Origin of the sequence: Mesorhizobium sp. M0848, from assembly GCF_040319805.1 — a bacterium.
GTDB lineage: Bacteria > Pseudomonadota > Alphaproteobacteria > Rhizobiales > Rhizobiaceae > Mesorhizobium.
On the sequence record NZ_JAMYOM010000035.1, the window covers coordinates 25,590 to 41,776 of the forward strand.

Genomic DNA, 16,187 nt, shown 5'->3' on the forward strand with positions numbered 1-16,187 from the left:
GTGGGGCTACGATCTCACAGAATACGCGGTCCTTGGGTTAAAGTTTTAAGAAATCTCCCATAATCTTGTTTCCGGCGTGCTAAAGGTTCTTTAATTTCGCTGAGAGGCGCGGCCATTGCACCAAGAACCGCGCCTGATCAGCCCAACCATCTCGACCGGTCCATCCGCGCTCGCCCGGGCTGCGCAACCCTGACCATCTGCGCCCAGCGAGCGCTGACCGACGCGCTACACAAAAGGGGGGTCAAAATTGGGCTCTGACGCACTTTTGGTGGTGATGGAGCCTACGCAGCGCCGATGAGGCGCGCCTAGAGTAGGTTGAGTTTTCCTCGGCCGTACATTTGGCGTTTCACGAGCTTGAGTTTGGTGATCTGCCCCTCAGTTTGGCCATTGGACCAGGGCGATGTGATCGCCGCGCTCACAGCCGCCCGGTCCTTGACGATGCCGTTGGCGAAGGCGGCGACCAGGCCCGATCGAGCTTGCTCCAGCCATGGTTCAAGATCGACGAGAGACTTCTTGCGGATCATGGCCTGGAAGGCGACGATGATTGCTCGGGCGTCGACCAACTGGGGCACGCCGCCCTCAATCGCCGCGACAAGGATGGTTTCGGACTTGGAGAGGTTGTCGCGACCGATGGTCATCAGCCGCGCTATGGTCCGCGCCGAAGGCGCCCGGCTCAAGGCGCGCCATCGACCTTTTCCGCCTTCCGACGGCGCGTGGCCCACTCGGTAACAACCCGAAGACTACCATGGAACCCTTGGCCTTTGAGCCGTCGCCATAGCTCGGCGCCGTTCCGCCGTCCGGCCGACCACTGGGCGTCGAGTCATGGCAGGTGCAGTTCGAGCGAGCTCTCGCGGACACGGAAGATATCTGAGCGTTGACCGCGCATCACGCCACGGACCAGACCGCGGCTGTACCTGGTCCGGCGAACGATCTCCTTGATCGTCACCCCGGTCTTGGCTAGGCCGAGAATAGCGGCGTTGGTGTCTTCACGGCGAAGATATCCCTCATATTGGATCCGCTCAGCAGCGGTGAGCAGGTCGGGATTGATCGTCGCTGCGCCGATCGCGGACCGAATCTGGCGCATGGATTTGCGCACGGCGTCGAGGAAGGCGCGACTGGCGTTCTCCAAAAAGCCAACGGTCGGCCACCTGAATCGCCTTCGGCAGAGCCTTGGCTGCGGCCATTGCGTAGCCACCGCCAGGGTCGCGGGCGATGATGCGATCTGAGGCTGGTCTGATAGCCAGGCCCGAGCCGTCGCTGGTTCCCGGTCAGGCAGCAATGCGATGGTCTTGCGCCGCTCCAGATCGCAGATGAGGGTTCCATAGCGCTGGTTGCGTCGCCACGCCCAGTCGTCGATCCCGATGCGGCTGGTGGAACGAAGCGCGGGCTACCGCGCCGCCGCACAACGCGCAGCAGGGTGTCGTTGCTCACTGGCAGCATCAGTCTCTGGGCGAAGCCCGCTGCCGGGCGCCCGCCCAGAACAAGCCCAAGATGATGGACGATATCGTCGAGGCGAGCGGTTCGCCGCGCCAATGGCGCCATGACGTCCTCGTCAAAACGCTCGGCGAAGATTCGCCGGCCGCACAGAACCGCTTCGCAGTGGAACCGGCGCACCAGAACGACCAGCCGAACAGGCTTTCCAGCCAACGGCAGATCTGCCAAGCGCCGCTGATACCGGCTGTGGATCCGCTCCGATCTCGTTCCGCAGCCCGGACAGCACTCGCCATGCTCAAAGGACGGACTGTGATGAAAGTCGCCTTGGCCTCACTGGCAACATCATCAACGACAAAGCCGCGAGGGACGAGGGTCGAATGCGGCGCGGCGATCAGGATGAGATTCGGCGTCAATCAGGATGAGACTCTGCGGCGGGGGTGTGACGTAGGGAGGGCGTAGCCCGACCGGAGTTACACCCCCGCCGCGGCGTCATTTTTCAGCGTCTGTGATCGCGGTCGGCCCGGTAGCTTCGTGGTTTTCCGAATGGAGATCACCTTTGTGCCGGGTCGCCATGTAACCGATCATCAGACGAGGCTTTTTATGAAGTACCGACAGAACAATTCCATCGAGGCCGCCGCCGCCAAGGCGTCGATCAGCAGGGCGACAGCCTATCGTATCGAGCACCATCCCCGGCTTCCCTCGCAAAAGAAGCAGCCCCGTGAGCGCCGTCGCCCCGATCCGCTTGAGCATATCGTTCCGCTTTTGAAGGCGGCGCCTGGCATTCGTGCCGTTGCGATTTACCAGGAGATACTGCGGCGGCACCCAGACCTGAGCGAGGGCATTCGCCGGACCATGGAGCGGCGCATTCGGTGATGGCGCGCCATCCATGGCGAAGAGCAGGAGGTTATCTTCCGTCAGCTTCACGAACCCGGCCGGCTCGGTCTGTCGGATTTTACCGACATGAGCAGCCTGGGCGTGTCGATCTCGGGCCAGCCGCTCGATCATCTGCTCTACCACTTCCGGCTCGCCTGGTCGGGCTTCGAACACACCCATGTCATTCTCGGGGCGAAAGCTTCGTGGCCCTGGCCGAAGGACTGCAGAACGCGCTCTGGTCACTTGGCGGAGCGCCGCTCTATCACCGCAGCGACAGCCTGTCGGCGGCTTTCCGCAATCTCAGCGCCGATGCGAAGGAGGATCTCACGCATCGCTACGAGGAGCTCTGCGCCCATTATCGCATGACGCCGACCCGCAACAACAAGGGCGTCGCCCACGAGAACGGAGCGATCGAAAGCGCGCATGGCCATCCCAAGGGCGCCATCCGTGACGCCCTTCTGATGCGCGGCAGGAGGGACTTCGACGATCTCGGCACGTACCGCGCCTTCATCGACGAGATCGTCAGCCGGCACAACGCCAATCATGGCAAGCGCATTGATGCCGAGCGCCCTCATCTGCAGGAACTCCCCGATCGGCGGACCAGCGACTTCGAGGAGGTGGTCGTGACCGTGTCGCGGACCGGCGGCTTCACCTTGCGCAAGGTCTTCTACACCGTTCCCTCCCGCCTGATCGGACACCGGCTTCGCGTCCGGCTGTTCGACGATCGCCTCGACATCTTTGTCGGAGGAACACGTCTGATGACGCTTCCCAGAGGCCGCGGACATGCGGATGGAAGGCACGATCAGGTCGTCAACTACCACCATGTCATCCATTCCCTGCGCAGGAAGCCGATGGCGCTCCTCCATCTTGTCTATCGCGACAAGCTCTTCCCGCGGCAGGAATACCGCAGGGCCTTCGATGCGCTCGTCGAGCAGCTTCCCGATAAGCAGGCCTGCAAGATCATGATCGAACTGCTGGCGCTTGCCCACGAGCGGAGTTGCGAGCGCGAACTTGCCGAGCAACTCGCCGACCCTCGACGCCGGCGACCTGCCCGATATCGCTGTCTTGCGAACACTCTTTGGTCCGGATCCCGCGCGGCTGCCGACCGTCTCGGTGCAGCTTGCTTCCCTCAACGGCTATGAAGCCCTGATCGGCACGGCCTATGCGGGAGACGTCGCATGAAGGACGCCCACATCATCGACGAAGCCCGCCTCGGCATCATGCTCAACGAACTCAGATTCCCGACGATCAAGACCCTGTGGCCGCAATTTGCCGAACAGGCCGATCGAGAGGGATGGCCCGCCGCCCGGTTCCTGTCGGCCATTGCCGAGCATGAGTTGGCCGAGCGCGATCGCGCCGGATCGAACGACACCTGGCCGAAGCGCATCTGCCGCCTGGAAAGACACTCGACAGCTTCGCCTGCGGGCGCAGGTCATGGCCATGACGCCGGCGACAGCTGGCTCGCAAAGGGTGCCAATATCCTGTTGTTTGACCCGCCTGGCGGCGGAAAGTCGCATCTCGCTGCAGCTATTGGGCTCGCCCTCATTGAGAACGGCTGGCGCGTGCTGTTCACCCGAACCACCGATCTCGTTCAGAAGCTGCAGGTCGCGCGCCGCTCGGCGTGCCATTGGGCTGTCGTCGCCCGATACTCCAGGCCACCGCTGCGCGTTGCGGCGGTGCGCAGTAACTCTCGCGAGATCGTCGATGCCGATCGACCAAGACGGCGCCCGATCTCCCGCCTCGAAACGCCCTGGACGCGAAGAAGTGCAATCTCTTCGCGCTCCGCAAACGAGAGATACCGCCCGGAAAGCGGTATGGCGGAAGACCTGAACATCTCTGGTGGCATGCCGCCCGCCTCACGGAACGATCTGGTTCCGACAGGCTGCGACATACCCGCAGCCAACGCAGCATCCTCGCTGGTCAATCCCTTCGCAATACCCGACCAGAACCGCTGAAGCTCAATTCGCCCGGCAACCGGCGGCCGTCCCAGTGACGACAATGCCGCTCGTCCCGACTGATGTGATCGTCGCTTTTGAATGCCATCGCAACTTTCCTCCTTCAGGTGTTGCGACGACCGTTTGAATCCGCCCAGTATGTGCCTGGGGTTGGTCGCGGATACGTCTCTGTCCGGCGTGACATAACCTTCCCGCCGCAGCAGCACGTGCAGGCGGCGATAGCCGAAGCGCCGGCGCTCATGCGCGATCACCTTCATCCGCTCCCGCAGGTCACCATCGTCGCCACGGCTCGCCTTGTGGCGAACCGTCATCCGGCAGCAGCCGATGGTCTTGCACGCCCGCCGCTCGCCCATCTCGAATGCCGTTCGAAGATGCGCGACAGCCTCTCGCTGGGCAGCGGGCGTCAGCATTAATGGGATGGTCCGCCCCGTCCTCACGCAGCATCATCTGGGCAGTTACACCAAAGGAGGTTGCAATGTCCCCACGCAATGCGCCGCGCCCTGCGGCAGTCTATGGAGTCGATATCGGCAAGAACATCTTCCACGTCGTCGGCCTAGATGGCGTTGGCGAGCCCATCCAGCGAGCTCGCTTCCGACGCGACACGCTGCTGCAATTCTTTGAACGAGCAGCGCCGGCGATCGTGGGGATGGAATCGTGCGCAGGATCACAATGGATCGCCAGGAGACTGCATGCTCTGGGGCACAAGGTTCGCCTGATCCCAGCGCAGTTCGTGAAGCCCTACGTGAAGTCGAACAAGAGCGACATTATCGATGCCGAGGCCATCGCCGAAGCTGCCACTCGGCCGACGATGCGGTTCGCAGCAACCAAGAGCGAGGAACAGGCTGACCTCCAGGCGCTGCATCGGGTGCGCGACCAGATGATCGGCACGCGAACGCGTCTGATCAATCAGATGCGGGCATTCTGCCTGGAATACGGCATTGCATTGAGACAGGGAGCGGGCCTGTTCAAACTCGACCTGCCACTGGTTCTGGACGACGTGTCGAACGACCTCTCGCCGGCGATGCGCAAACTGCTCACGGATCTGTTCGCCGACCTACGCCGGCTGGAGCAGCGCATCGACGACGTGACGAGGGAGATCGCTGGGATTGCAGAACGAGAAGATGTTGCCCGCCGGCTCATGACGATCCCCGGCATCGGAGCACTGGGCGCCGCCGCCCTTCTTGCGGCCGTCGGCAACGGACGCCAGTTCCAGAAGGCCCGCGATCTGGCTGCATGGCTGGGCCTTGTCCCGCGGGAACACTCGGCCGGGGGCAAGCAGAAGCTCCTCGGCATCAGCAAGCGCGGGAACCGCTACGTCCGCAAGCTCCTCGTTCATGGCGCGCGATCCTGCTTCAGACATCTGGATCGAACCCGGGATCGCCTTGGAAGCTGGCTCGATGGGCTGCAGAGCCGAATGCATCCGAACAAGGCCGTTGTCGCACTCGCCGCCAAGATGGCACGTATTGTCGGGTTGTTCTGACCAAGCCGGGAGCGCTCTACGAACGCAGGGATCCTGCATTCGCCTGACGCTTCCGGCTCGATTGCAAGGCTCGGGAATAGTGATGACGAAACAGTGCATCAGCATGCCGTAAGCCCTGTGCAAGAAAACGGGCTTCGTGCCCGAACCATTTATTGGGAACGGCGTGCGCGGATCTCATCATGGCCTGGCTGCAACAGCAGCCCACTCGCGAGAGGCCGGATACATTTATGCAACTGGAATCGTCATCGGCGATGTCGCGAAGACGGGGCGGACCATACATTTTTTCCGAGAAGATCTTTCAAAGCGGCATTGTCGAGCATGGCGTCCGCCAGGAGCCGGCTTCAGACGAGCGTTCTCATCCTCCAGCGTCTTCAGCCGCTTCGCTTCCGACACGTCCATGCCGCCATACTTCGCCTTCCATTTGTAGATGCTGGCGTCGCTGACCCATGCTTGCGGCACAGATCGGCCACCGAAACTCCGGCCTCGTGCTCCTTCAAAATCCCGATGATCTGCTCTTCACTGAAACGGCTGCGCTTCATTCTCTGGTCCTCGCGTTGGGCCAGAGCGAACTTCAAACCGGAATTAAGCAAAAGGGGCAACGTCACTGGCAGCCACTCAGTAAGCCGTCACGCGACAATTGGCCCTTCCAATTCATCGCCATGAACATCCGCCAGGGATGAGTAGACGCGGTCCTTTCCCTTTATTGAGGCTGATGACCGGAAGCGAAAGAGCGTCGCAGTCGGCGCCCTTGGGACATCAAGATGCCCCGTGCTCATGCCAGGCGTGTCGAGATCGAACGTAAGTTGTGGTACTTCGCTCATTGTTCTGCTTTGATTGATGTGGAGTTTGCGAGACTATCGGCACAATGTTCCGCGCAGTTTGGCGCAGAGATGCGATAACCTGCGCTAAGCATTTTCGGTTCATGAAACGTTGGCATACGGGAGGTCGCGACGCGACTAATTCAATGCGCATCGCAACTTCCGGGCTTTGCCGTCTTCATCGTGATCCGTCGGGCAGCTTTATCACTCCGACGTCGTTCTCAAGTGCGATTTCAGTCCCAAACGGCTCTGAGAGCTTCTGTAGGCGTTCCAGAATGGCCTTAGCTTGCGACCCGGTAGCCAACTGCGGGATGCCACGATTGGCAAATCTCTCCGCGTAGCCGAGCTCAACTGGATATAGCCGCAATTCAGCTAGATGATTTTCCTCAAATCGGCTGACTGTGATGATGCTCTCATAATAGATCGGTGCGGCGAGCGCGCCCACAAAGCCGTCTGCCTTAGGGTATCCTTTCGTCTCTTCGTCGACCGTCACCTCGGCATCCGTGTCGGTTCGCGGATCCTTGCCGTAGAGGGCGAACATATCAGCACCCACGGGCGTCCGCAGGTCGTCGTAAAAGAAATTCCCGAGGCTATAGAGGATCGGCCGGCCCTTGTAGATCTCAATGCCTCGCAACTGGTGCGGCCCGTGTCCGACATATGCATCGGCTCCCGCGTCGATCATCTTACGCGCAAAGGATTGCTCGTAATCCGCCGGTTCCTGGCTCCAGTTTCCGGGCTCGTGACAATGGTTCGTGACGATGCAGAAGTCGGAAAATTGCTTCCCCCGGCGAACGTTTCGCAATATATCAGCGACATCGCCCGCGTCGGGTTCGTAGCTGTAGCCGGCCTTCTCGCCCGATTTGAACGTTACTCCAGCGAGCCCAACCCGGTTCAGGTCCGTATAGTCGGGACTTGTGTTGGGCAGCGAATCCCGCACTTGACGCAGATTTTCGAGCATCATCGGCGGCACTACGATGCTTTCTGCCAAACGAAGAGCATAGAGCCCCGGCCTGCCCGGCGCCTCGCCGGCGGGATCGCCCGCCCGGGACATCGGCGTGAAGGACGTAGCAAATGACACTAGCGCTACCCGACCGCGTGCCGTCTCCAGAAAGCGGGCGGCGCCGGCTTCTGAAAGGCTCTCACCCGCACCTGCATGGATGACTCGGCTTTCATCGAGGATACGGCCGGTCTCGCGCATCCCTTCCAGGCCCCAGTCAAGTGTATGGTTATTTGCACGCCCCATGATGTTGAAACCCATCGCCTTCAGATCGGGTCCGACATCTGGAAGACTGATGTGATACGCACCGCCATGCTCGGCCTGTGGGCTTCCCTTGAACGACCGGATATCGAAGATTAGCGTCTCCATGTTGCCGAACGTTGCATCGCCCTTGCGAAGGATCTCGGTAACAGCGTCGAAGCCGGGGTGCCGGCCTTTCATCAGCGGCCGGGCCACGATGAGGTCCCCAACTGCGACCATCGTGAAGCCGTCTGCAACGTTGGTTTCGATCGAACCGACCGTATCGTAACCATCAGCCCGCCGAGCCGGATGAGAACCGTTATCGTGTGAAATTTCTTCCATCGCTTCCTCAATAGGTTGCCTGCTTACTAATCGCCGAAACGGTCGCAACCTGGGAATTAGCCTCCGCAGCAGGCTGGCCTCGGAGTTCTATGGCCGGAGCGCGGACATGACAGGCCACGACGCGCCCGTCGGGCATCGGTACCAAAGGCGGTAGCTCGTTGCGGCAGCGTTCGACCGCGAGCGGGCAGCGCGGGTGGAACGCGCATCCAGCCGGCGGATTGATGGGGCTCGGCACCTCGCCCTCTACGGGCGCCTCCAACCGAATCCGCGTGGGATCTGGCACCGGAGCTGCCGCGATCAGCGCCTCTGTGTAGGGATGGACCGGGTTCGCGAAGAGCGCCTCGCAAGGCGCGAGTTCCACGATCCGCCCCAAATACATGACCGCAACGCGATGCGCGATATGCTCCACGACCCCGAGGTCATGTGAGATGAAGACGAAGGCGATGGCCATCTGCTGCTGGAGATCCAGAAGCAGATTCAGGATCTGAGCCTGCACGGAGACGTCAAGGGCTGACACCGCTTCGTCGGCGATGATGAGGGAGGGGTTGAGCGACAGGGCGCGTGCAATGCCGAGCCGCTGGCGCTGACCGCCCGACAATTCGGACGGCAGCCTGTGCATCATTTCGGGCGACATTCCGACTTTTCGGAGAAGGTCAGCGGCAAGTGCGTTGCGCTGCTTACGGCTGAGACGCTCAAAGTTCTCGACAGGCTCCATGATAATTTGACCGGCCGTAAGGCGCGGGTTCAGCGACGAGTAGGGATCCTGAAAGACCATCTGCATCCGACGGCGCCACGCGTGAAGCGCGTCCTTCCTGAGACCGGCAATATCGGTCCCGTCGATCAGCACGCGTCCACCCGTCGGCTCAACGAGCCGCATCAAGAGCCGCGCGATAGTCGACTTGCCGCAGCCGGATTCACCGACGATGCAAAGCGTCTCGCCGGCCTCAACGGAAAAGGATACATCCTCCACCGCGCGGATCACCGGAATGGTCTTCCTCAGGAACCCTGCACCCAGCCGATAATGCTTGGTGAGATTCTCGACTTTCAGCAGAGGACCGTTCATGCGCCCATCACCTCGTCGGCGCGCCAGCAGGCCGCGGCATGGCTCGACCCGACATCACGCAGGGCGGGCGTCTTCTCGCGGCAAATATCGATAGCGAACGGGCAGCGAGGAGCAAAGCTGCACCCGACAACGGGCTCGCGCAGACTTGGCACGATGCCGGGAATTTCTGGAAGGCGGCGCTGACGGCCGCGCCGCGGATCCGGCACCGATCGCATGAGGCCCTGGGTGTAGGGGTGCGCGGGACGCGCGAAAAGATCAATTACAGTCGCTTGCTCTACGATCCGGCCAGCATACATCACGATCACGCGTTGGCATGTCTCGGCGACAACGCCCAGGTCATGCGTGATGAACATGACGGCCGTTCCCGTGCGCTCTTTCAGATCGATGATGAGCCGCAGGATCTGCGCCTGGATAGTAACGTCAAGTGCAGTCGTCGGCTCGTCGGCGATCAACAGTTCCGGCGAACAGGCCAGGGCCATGGCGATCATCGCGCGCTGGCGCATGCCGCCCGACAATTCGTGAGGATAGTTGTTGACGCGACGCTCGGGGTCCGCGATGCGGACGAGACGGAGCATCTCTTCGGCCTTTGCCATGGCCACCGAGCGGGACGCATTTGTGTGGATCTGCACCGCCTCGGCAATCTGATGGCCGACCGTATAGACCGGGTTCAGGCTCGTCATCGGCTCCTGGAAGATCATGGCGATCTGGTCGCCGCGGATCTTTCGCATCTCCCGATCGGACAGCTCAAGGAGGTCGCGGCCGTGAAAGCAGACCTGGCCGCCGACAGTCCTGGCGCCCAGCTTCGGCAGCAGGCGAAGGATGGAGAGAGCGGTGACACTCTTCCCGCATCCGGACTCGCCGACGACACCGAGCGTCTCGCCTTTCTTCACCTGAAAACTGATGCCGCTGAGCGCGCGAGTGACGCTCTCTTCGCCGTAAAAGTGCGTCTCGAGGTCTCGCACATCGAGCAGCACGTCGCCCCCTGCGGTTTGATGCATCTGCATGCTAGCGCCTCCGCTTCGCGCGGGGATCAAACAGGTCGCGCAGACCGTCCCCGAGCAGGTTGACGGCAAGGACCGTCACGGCAAGGCAGATACCGGGGGCGAAGATCGTCAATGGAGCGATGGCGAGATACAGGCGCGAACTGGCGATCATGTTGCCCCAGCTCGGAATCTCGGGCGGCACGCCCACGCCGAGGAAACTCAACCCCGCCTCCGTCAGGATCGCGCTGGCGCAGACAGTAGCGCCCTGGATCATGAGCGGCGGAATGGTGCTAGGCAGGATATGCCGCCACAGCACCTTGGGCAGGCGCGCGCCGCCGCAGAGCGCGGCCTCCACATAGGGACGCTCGCGAACTCCCAGAACCACCGAACGAACCAGCCGCGCGACGGCTGGCGTCTCGGGGAGCGCGATGGCGACGATGAGAATGCCGATCCCGGGGCCGGTTAGAGAAATAAGCGCGATCGCGAGCAGAATTGTCGGGATCGACATCAGGCCGTCCATGACCCGCATGACCACGTTGTCGAAGCTGCGGCTGTAGCCGGCGATGACACCGATCAGAACCCCGGCAAGAGCCGCGCATGCCGCCGACATCAATCCGACCATGAGAGAAATGCGGGCGCCGAAGATCGTTCGGGCGAACACGTCCCGGCCCAGATTGTCGCTCCCGAACCACATCTCGGCGGAAGGCGGCTGGAGGCGCCTGAACGGATCCATGTTCACCGGATCGCCGGCGTAGAGCGGGGCAACGATCGCCAATATGATCAGGAGCGCCAACAGCCCTCCGCCTGCAATGACCAGCGGATGCCGCCTTGCCAGACGGGGAAGGTCAGAAAGTCGCGGCCGACCGATCAGCGCGGCTTCGAGTGGTGCGGAGAGGAGGGACATATCAGTACCGGATGCGGGGGTCGATCAGCGTATAGGCCAGATCGACCGCGAGATTGATAAGGACATACAGACCCGAAGTCAGGATGAGTACGCTCTGAATGATGGGGTAGTCGCGGTTGTTGATCGCATCCACGACCAAGCGACCGATCCCGGGTATGTTGAACACCGTTTCCGTGAGGACGACCCCGCCGACCAGATAGGCGAAGCTTATGCCGATAACGGTGAGGATCGGGACGCCGGCATTCTTCAAGGCATGGTGAAAAAGCATGGCATAGGACGAAGCGCCCTTGGCAGCGGCCGTTCGCATATAGTCTTCCGACAACACCTCGAGCATGCTCGCCCGCGTTACCCGGGCGATGAATGCAATGTAGGCAAGACTAAGAGCCACGGTGGGCAGGACCAGGTGCACGAACCATGGTCCGGGGCCACCATCGATCGGCGCATATCCCTGCACCGGTAGCCAGTGTGTCCTGATAGCGAAAAAGTATATGAAGAAATAGCCGATGACAAAGACCGGGACTGAATAGCCAAATGCCGAAAAGGCCGTAAGGAGGCGGTCGAAGAGACCGCCAGATCGCCATGCGGCAAGGATGCCGAAGGAGACCCCGACCGTCACCGAAAGGATCATCGTCAGGATCGACAGGGAGAGGGTCGGCTCAAGCCGCTGCAACATGAGGTCGAGAACCGGTCGTCCGGCAAAGATCGAGGTGCCGAAATCTCCACCGAGCATGTCGCGCACCCAACGTATGAACTGAACCGGCAGGGGATCGTTCAGTCCCAGCTGCTCGCGGATGCCTGCGATCATCTCTTCCGTGGCCGACCTGCCGGCGATCATGGCCGCCGGGTCGCCGGGCGCCAGCCTCAGCAGCAGGAACACGAAGATCCCAACCATCGCCATGACGCCGATGGCCGAGATCGACCTGCGAATGATGTAGGCGGTCATTGCGCCTCAGGCCTTCTGCATGTTCCACATCGGCATGAGGGACGGCATGCCGATAAGGCCAGTGAGCGTCTTGCGGCGCGCGATTGGCGAGACAGCTTCACCCAGCAGAACGGTGCCCACGAAATTCCAATATTCTTGTTGCATCTTGCGGGCCAGTGCCTTGCGCTCTTCAAGCGTTTCGATACCCGGCCATTTGGCGCGAAGAGCCTCATATTCATCGCTCTTCGGCCAGCCATACCAACCCTTCTCGCCTGTCGCGTTTAGAGTGGGATTACCAACCGGATCGCTGCGTTCATAGTCGGACTCGCTCGTGATGAATATGCTCCAGCCGCCGTTCTCAACAGGGCCGTTGTTTGCTCGGCGCGCGACAAGCCCGCCCCAGTCGCTCGGCGCAAGCTCGGCATTGACCCCAATCTTTCGCAGCGTAGCCGCCAGAAGCTGCGAGGCATTGCTGGCCTCCGCCCAATCCGTGGATTGGAGAATGACGACCTTCTCGCCGGCGTATCCGGCCTCCTTGAAGAGCTGCTTGGCTTTTTCCGGGTCGCCACCCTTCTTGAACCAACCGGTATTTTCGTCGTTGGAATAGGGCGTATGGTTTCCAAATATCGAAGTGACGGTGCTGATATATTCTGGGAGGAAACTGGTACGCATGAATGCCTCCTGATCGATCAGGTGGAGCATCGCTTGGCGCGCCTTGACGTTGTCGAATGGCTTTTGCAGACAGTTCATGCGCATGAAAAATACACTGCCCGAGTTGTTCAGAACCTGCAGTGCAAGGTTGGGATCGCTCTCGATCGCCGAGTAAAGATCGGCAGGTGGCCCTGAGACGAAATCGACCTCCCCCGACTGCAAGGCCGCAAAAGCAGTCTGCTGATCGAAAATATTGTCCCAGATGACGCGATCGACGTTCACGACCTTCCCGCCGGCCAATCCGTCGGACGACTCGCTGCGCGGTACATATTTCTCATTCCGATCATAGGTGAAGCTCGCGCCCGGCTTGGCGAGAGATTCATTGAACCTAAACGGCCCCGATCCGATATTCGCAGTCACCTGTTCTGTCGCAGGGCGACTCGCATCCTTCTCGCGCATGATGTACAGGCACGGCGTAGACACTTTCGCCAGGATGTCGGTCAGCATCCCCAGCGGCTCCTTGAGCGAAATCGTGAAGGTCTTGTCATCCTTCTTCGAGATATCCCTGGCTCGCTCCATGATCAGCTGTCCGCCGACCTGGCCCCAACGACGAATCGAGGCGACACAGTCCGCCGCAGTGACGGGGGTGCCGTCGTGCCACCCCAAGCCATCCCGGAGCTCGAACGTATAGGTCCTCTTGTCGTCGGAAACGCCCCATTTCCCTACCATTTGCGGCTGCGGCGTCAACTTGGAATCAAGGGCAAACAGCGTGTCGTAAACCGCCAAGCCATGGTTGGCGGTGATAGTTGCGGTCGTAACGACCGGGTCGAACACACTGAGGTCACCCATCACCATCCGGACCGTTCGCGCTGCAGTTGGCGTTGTCTGTGCTCGCAGGACAGAAGGGATCGATAAGACCGTTCCGGCGGCCAAACCCATCTTGATTATTTCGCGTCGAGAGATTGTCATGCTTCAATTCCCCTTTTTTAGTTTGTGGCGCAAACGATCCGCGCCTATCTTATGGAGCGGCTTTCAGTTCGAGGTCGTCGATCGGATCCTCAGCGCACGGCGTGGACCGGCGTCACATTAGCTTCAATGTCACCTTTCCCTGTCACCACAGTGTCAACGTTCAGGCCTTATGCAAGGATCGCGCCGAGCCCGGGCGGAGTGCGGCTCATGAGTCCCGACGGCAACTGGCCAACATTGATGCGCCTGCGGTTCACGAACTAAGCCCATCTTCTCCTCCACTTTCCAATTGCTTTGCTTTTTAGGTTGGTCGATTTTCAATTGCCGAAGGGCTTGCGTCAAATTCAGTGTATGTATTGAGGTCATCTGGTTTTGAGATGGACGCAGGACGGCACAAGGCCGAATACGGCACGGGGGACCGCTCGGTCTGTATTGTATTGCACCGGTGGCCGGCTGCAGCGGAAAACGCAGGCTCAGCTGCCGGCCGGCCTTCCTGCCCATCCATGTCCTCTCCCGCGCGGCTTGTTCCTCGAGCGGCTCCAGGCGGCCTATGCGGCTGGGCGACTGCGCTTCTCCGGCACACTCGACGGGCTCGGTCAGACCCATGCCTTCACGGCCGCGATCCGGCAGCTCGTCGCAAGAACTGGATCGTCTATGCCAAGCCGTTCGGCTCGCCCGAGCAGGTCCTCGCCTATCTCGGCCGCTATACCCCCCGGTCGCCATCGCCAACAGTCGCCTGTCAGCGCCGACGAGTCCAGCGTAACCTTCCGCCTGCGCGATTGTCGTCACGGCAACGCGCCCAGCTGATGTCATTCCAAGCGAAATAATCAGTACGGAAATTGAGTGCAAATTCCGACGATTAACCGGACACCGTTCCGGTCAAAAACCGGACGCGATTCCGAGAATTAACCGGACGCGATTCCGATTAAATACCGGACAGTTTTAAAGCCTAGATAGTGCCTTTGGGTCAGCAACCTGCGCATGCATTCCCTCGACGGTAGAGGAGAGGTGCATACCGAAGAGAAGAAAGCTGACTATGAGACAATTGAGACAATTGCTACGGCTAAGCGCGGACGGCATAAGCCTTCGTGACATTGCACCATGCTTGGAATTGCCCGCAGCACGGTGCAGGACAACATAGAGAGAGCGACCGCCGCCGGTCTTTCCTGGCCGTTACCAGCGGAGCTGACCGACGATGTTCTCGAACATCGGCTCTTCTCCGACAGGGCGTCAAACAAGGACTGCGCCGGCGCGCCGAGCCCGACTGGGGCGCGCTGGCGGTCGAGCTGAAGAAGCCGGGCGTGACGCTGTCGATCCTGTGGGAGGAGTATCGGGCCGTTCATCCTGACGGTTACGCTTACAGCAGGTTCTGTGATCTCTTTAGAGGCTTCGAGCGGCGGCTGACGCCGACGATGCGCCAGGTGCAGTGTCGCTGGCGACAAGGTGTTCGTCGACTATTCCGGCAAGAAGCTGCCGATCGTAGACCGCAAGACCGGCGAGATCCGCGAGGCCGAGATCTTTCTCGGCGTGCTCGGCGCGTCGAGCTACAGCTTCGCCGAGGCGACCTGGAGCCAGACCTTGCCGGACTGGATTGGCTCGCATGTGCGCATGTTCCGCTTTTTTGACGGCGTCCCACGCCTGATTGTTCCCGACAATCTGAAGTCCGGCGTGAATCGGTCGAGCTTCTACGACCCCGACATCAACCGCAGCTTCGGCAGGATGGCGTCGCACTGCGGCGTCGGCGTTCTGCCGGCGCGACCGAAACGGCCGAAGGATAAAGCCAAGGTCGAAAGCGGCGTCCGTTTCGCGCAGAGCTGCATTCTCGGCCGGCTGCGTAACCACACGTTTTTTTCCCTGGACGAAGCCAATGCCGCTATCCGGGAGGCTGTCGAGCGGATCAACACCCACGTCATGCGCCAACTGGGCCAATGCCGTCGCGACCTGTTCGAGACGATGGAACGACCAGCGCTCGCCACGCTGCCGGCCGAGGAATACGAGTTCGCCGAGTGGCGGCTGGCTCGTGTATCGACCGACTATCATGTCGAGTTCGAGCGCTATTTCTACTCCGTGCCACACGGCCTCATCCGAGAGCAGGTGGATGTCCGGGCAACGAGCCGAACGATCGAGGTCTTCTTCAAGGGCAAACGCGTCGCTGTCCATCAGCGTCGCTATGGTGGGGCCCGTTTCGGAACCGATCCGGACCACATGCCCAGTTCGCACCGCCGCTACGCGGAATGGTCGCCCGAGCGCTTCCGGTGCTGGGCCCGCTCGATCGGTCCACAGACCGAGGGGCTCGTGATCGCCATCCTTGCCAGCCGGCCGCATCCGGAACAGGGCTTTAGAACATGCCTCGGCATTCTCAAGCTCTACCAGGCGATCGACACGGCGCAGGCGGAAGCCGTGTCAGCCCGCGCGCTCGAGATCGGTGGCCTGAACTGCAAAAGCATCACCGCTCTCATCAAAACCCACAAGGCGTCCAGGCACACCGCCGAACCTGCCGCCGTCGGCGAGCACGCCAATCTTCGTGGCCCCGGCTACTTTCATTAAGGAGACAATCAA

The 16,187-nt window shown here is 61.1% G+C and carries 9 protein-coding genes and 7 pseudogenes; 6 read left to right on the top strand and 10 right to left on the bottom strand.

Features of this window, described 5'->3' with window-relative positions; genetic code table 11:
• Nucleotides 1-305 precede the first annotated feature (305 nt).
• Nucleotides 306-1,832 (bottom strand): annotated as a pseudogene (locus NKH95_RS29685) (ISL3 family transposase).
• A 160-nt stretch (nt 1,833-1,992) separates the two neighbouring features.
• Here NKH95_RS29685 and istA (NKH95_RS29690) point away from each other — a divergent pair.
• Together istA (NKH95_RS29690) and NKH95_RS29695 are read left to right on the top strand one after the other, a co-directional pair.
• Nucleotides 1,993-3,489 (top strand): annotated as a pseudogene (gene istA / locus NKH95_RS29690) (IS21 family transposase).
• Between the two features lie 38 nt (nt 3,490-3,527).
• Nucleotides 3,528-3,905: pseudogene (locus tag NKH95_RS29695) on the top strand (ATP-binding protein); the annotation flags it as partial.
• A 17-nt stretch (nt 3,906-3,922) separates the two neighbouring features.
• On the opposite strand, the pseudogene NKH95_RS29700 reads toward NKH95_RS29695, so the two are convergent.
• Together NKH95_RS29700 and NKH95_RS29705 are read right to left on the bottom strand one after the other, a co-directional pair.
• Nucleotides 3,923-4,345, bottom strand: a pseudogene (locus NKH95_RS29700) (helix-turn-helix domain-containing protein); the annotation flags it as partial.
• Nucleotides 4,346-4,441: 96 nt separating this feature from the next.
• A pseudogene (locus tag NKH95_RS29705) lies at nt 4,442-4,672 on the bottom strand (IS3 family transposase); the annotation flags it as partial.
• A 65-nt stretch (nt 4,673-4,737) separates the two neighbouring features.
• Between NKH95_RS29705 and NKH95_RS29710 the strand changes: the two are divergent.
• Nucleotides 4,738-5,742 (top strand): IS110 family RNA-guided transposase, encoded by a 1,005-nt coding sequence (locus tag NKH95_RS29710; RefSeq protein ID WP_352894122.1) that lies wholly within the window; start codon nt 4,738-4,740, stop codon nt 5,740-5,742.
• Nucleotides 5,743-5,996: 254 nt separating this feature from the next.
• Here the strand turns inward: NKH95_RS29710 and NKH95_RS29715 are convergent.
• Nucleotides 5,997-6,281 (bottom strand): annotated as a pseudogene (locus NKH95_RS29715) (transposase); the annotation flags it as partial.
• Between NKH95_RS29715 and NKH95_RS29720 the strand changes: the two are divergent.
• On the top strand, nt 6,189-6,422 hold the full coding sequence (locus NKH95_RS29720) for a hypothetical protein (protein ID WP_352894164.1): 234 nt from the start codon (nt 6,189-6,191) through the stop codon (nt 6,420-6,422). The pseudogene NKH95_RS29715 and the gene NKH95_RS29720 overlap by 93 nt on opposite strands.
• A 316-nt stretch (nt 6,423-6,738) precedes the next feature.
• On the opposite strand, the gene NKH95_RS29725 is transcribed toward NKH95_RS29720, so the two are convergent.
• The 6 genes from NKH95_RS29725 to NKH95_RS29750 are packed head-to-tail and all read right to left on the bottom strand — an operon-like array spanning nt 6,739 to nt 13,631.
• Nucleotides 6,739-8,139: a CapA family protein gene (locus NKH95_RS29725; RefSeq protein WP_352894123.1), complete on the bottom strand. Its 1,401-nt coding sequence runs from the start codon at nt 8,137-8,139 to the stop codon at nt 6,739-6,741.
• 7 nt (nt 8,140-8,146) lie between these two features.
• Complete coding sequence (locus NKH95_RS29730) at nt 8,147-9,202, bottom strand: ABC transporter ATP-binding protein (protein ID WP_352894124.1); 1,056 nt, start codon at nt 9,200-9,202, stop codon at nt 8,147-8,149.
• Nucleotides 9,199-10,206 (bottom strand): ABC transporter ATP-binding protein, encoded by a 1,008-nt coding sequence (locus NKH95_RS29735; protein ID WP_352894126.1) that lies wholly within the window; start codon nt 10,204-10,206, stop codon nt 9,199-9,201. Before NKH95_RS29735 ends, NKH95_RS29730 begins: the two co-directional genes overlap by 4 nt.
• Nucleotide 10,207: 1 nt before the next feature.
• A complete protein-coding gene (locus tag NKH95_RS29740; protein ID WP_352894127.1) occupies nt 10,208-11,089 on the bottom strand; it encodes an ABC transporter permease in 882 nt (293 codons plus the stop codon).
• A 1-nt stretch (nt 11,090) separates the two neighbouring features.
• On the bottom strand, nt 11,091-12,032 hold the full coding sequence (locus tag NKH95_RS29745) for an ABC transporter permease (protein ID WP_352894129.1): 942 nt from the start codon (nt 12,030-12,032) through the stop codon (nt 11,091-11,093).
• A 6-nt stretch (nt 12,033-12,038) separates the two neighbouring features.
• On the bottom strand, nt 12,039-13,631 hold the full coding sequence (locus NKH95_RS29750) for an ABC transporter substrate-binding protein (protein ID WP_352894131.1): 1,593 nt from the start codon (nt 13,629-13,631) through the stop codon (nt 12,039-12,041).
• 463 nt (nt 13,632-14,094) lie between these two features.
• Between NKH95_RS29750 and NKH95_RS29755 the strand changes: the two are divergent.
• Both NKH95_RS29755 and istA (NKH95_RS29760) read left to right on the top strand, forming a co-directional pair.
• Nucleotides 14,095-14,429: pseudogene (locus NKH95_RS29755) on the top strand (transposase); the annotation flags it as partial.
• 642 nt (nt 14,430-15,071) lie between these two features.
• Nucleotides 15,072-16,175: an IS21 family transposase gene (gene istA / locus NKH95_RS29760; protein WP_352894136.1), complete on the top strand. Its 1,104-nt coding sequence runs from the start codon at nt 15,072-15,074 to the stop codon at nt 16,173-16,175.
• Nucleotides 16,176-16,187: the final 12 nt, after the last annotated feature.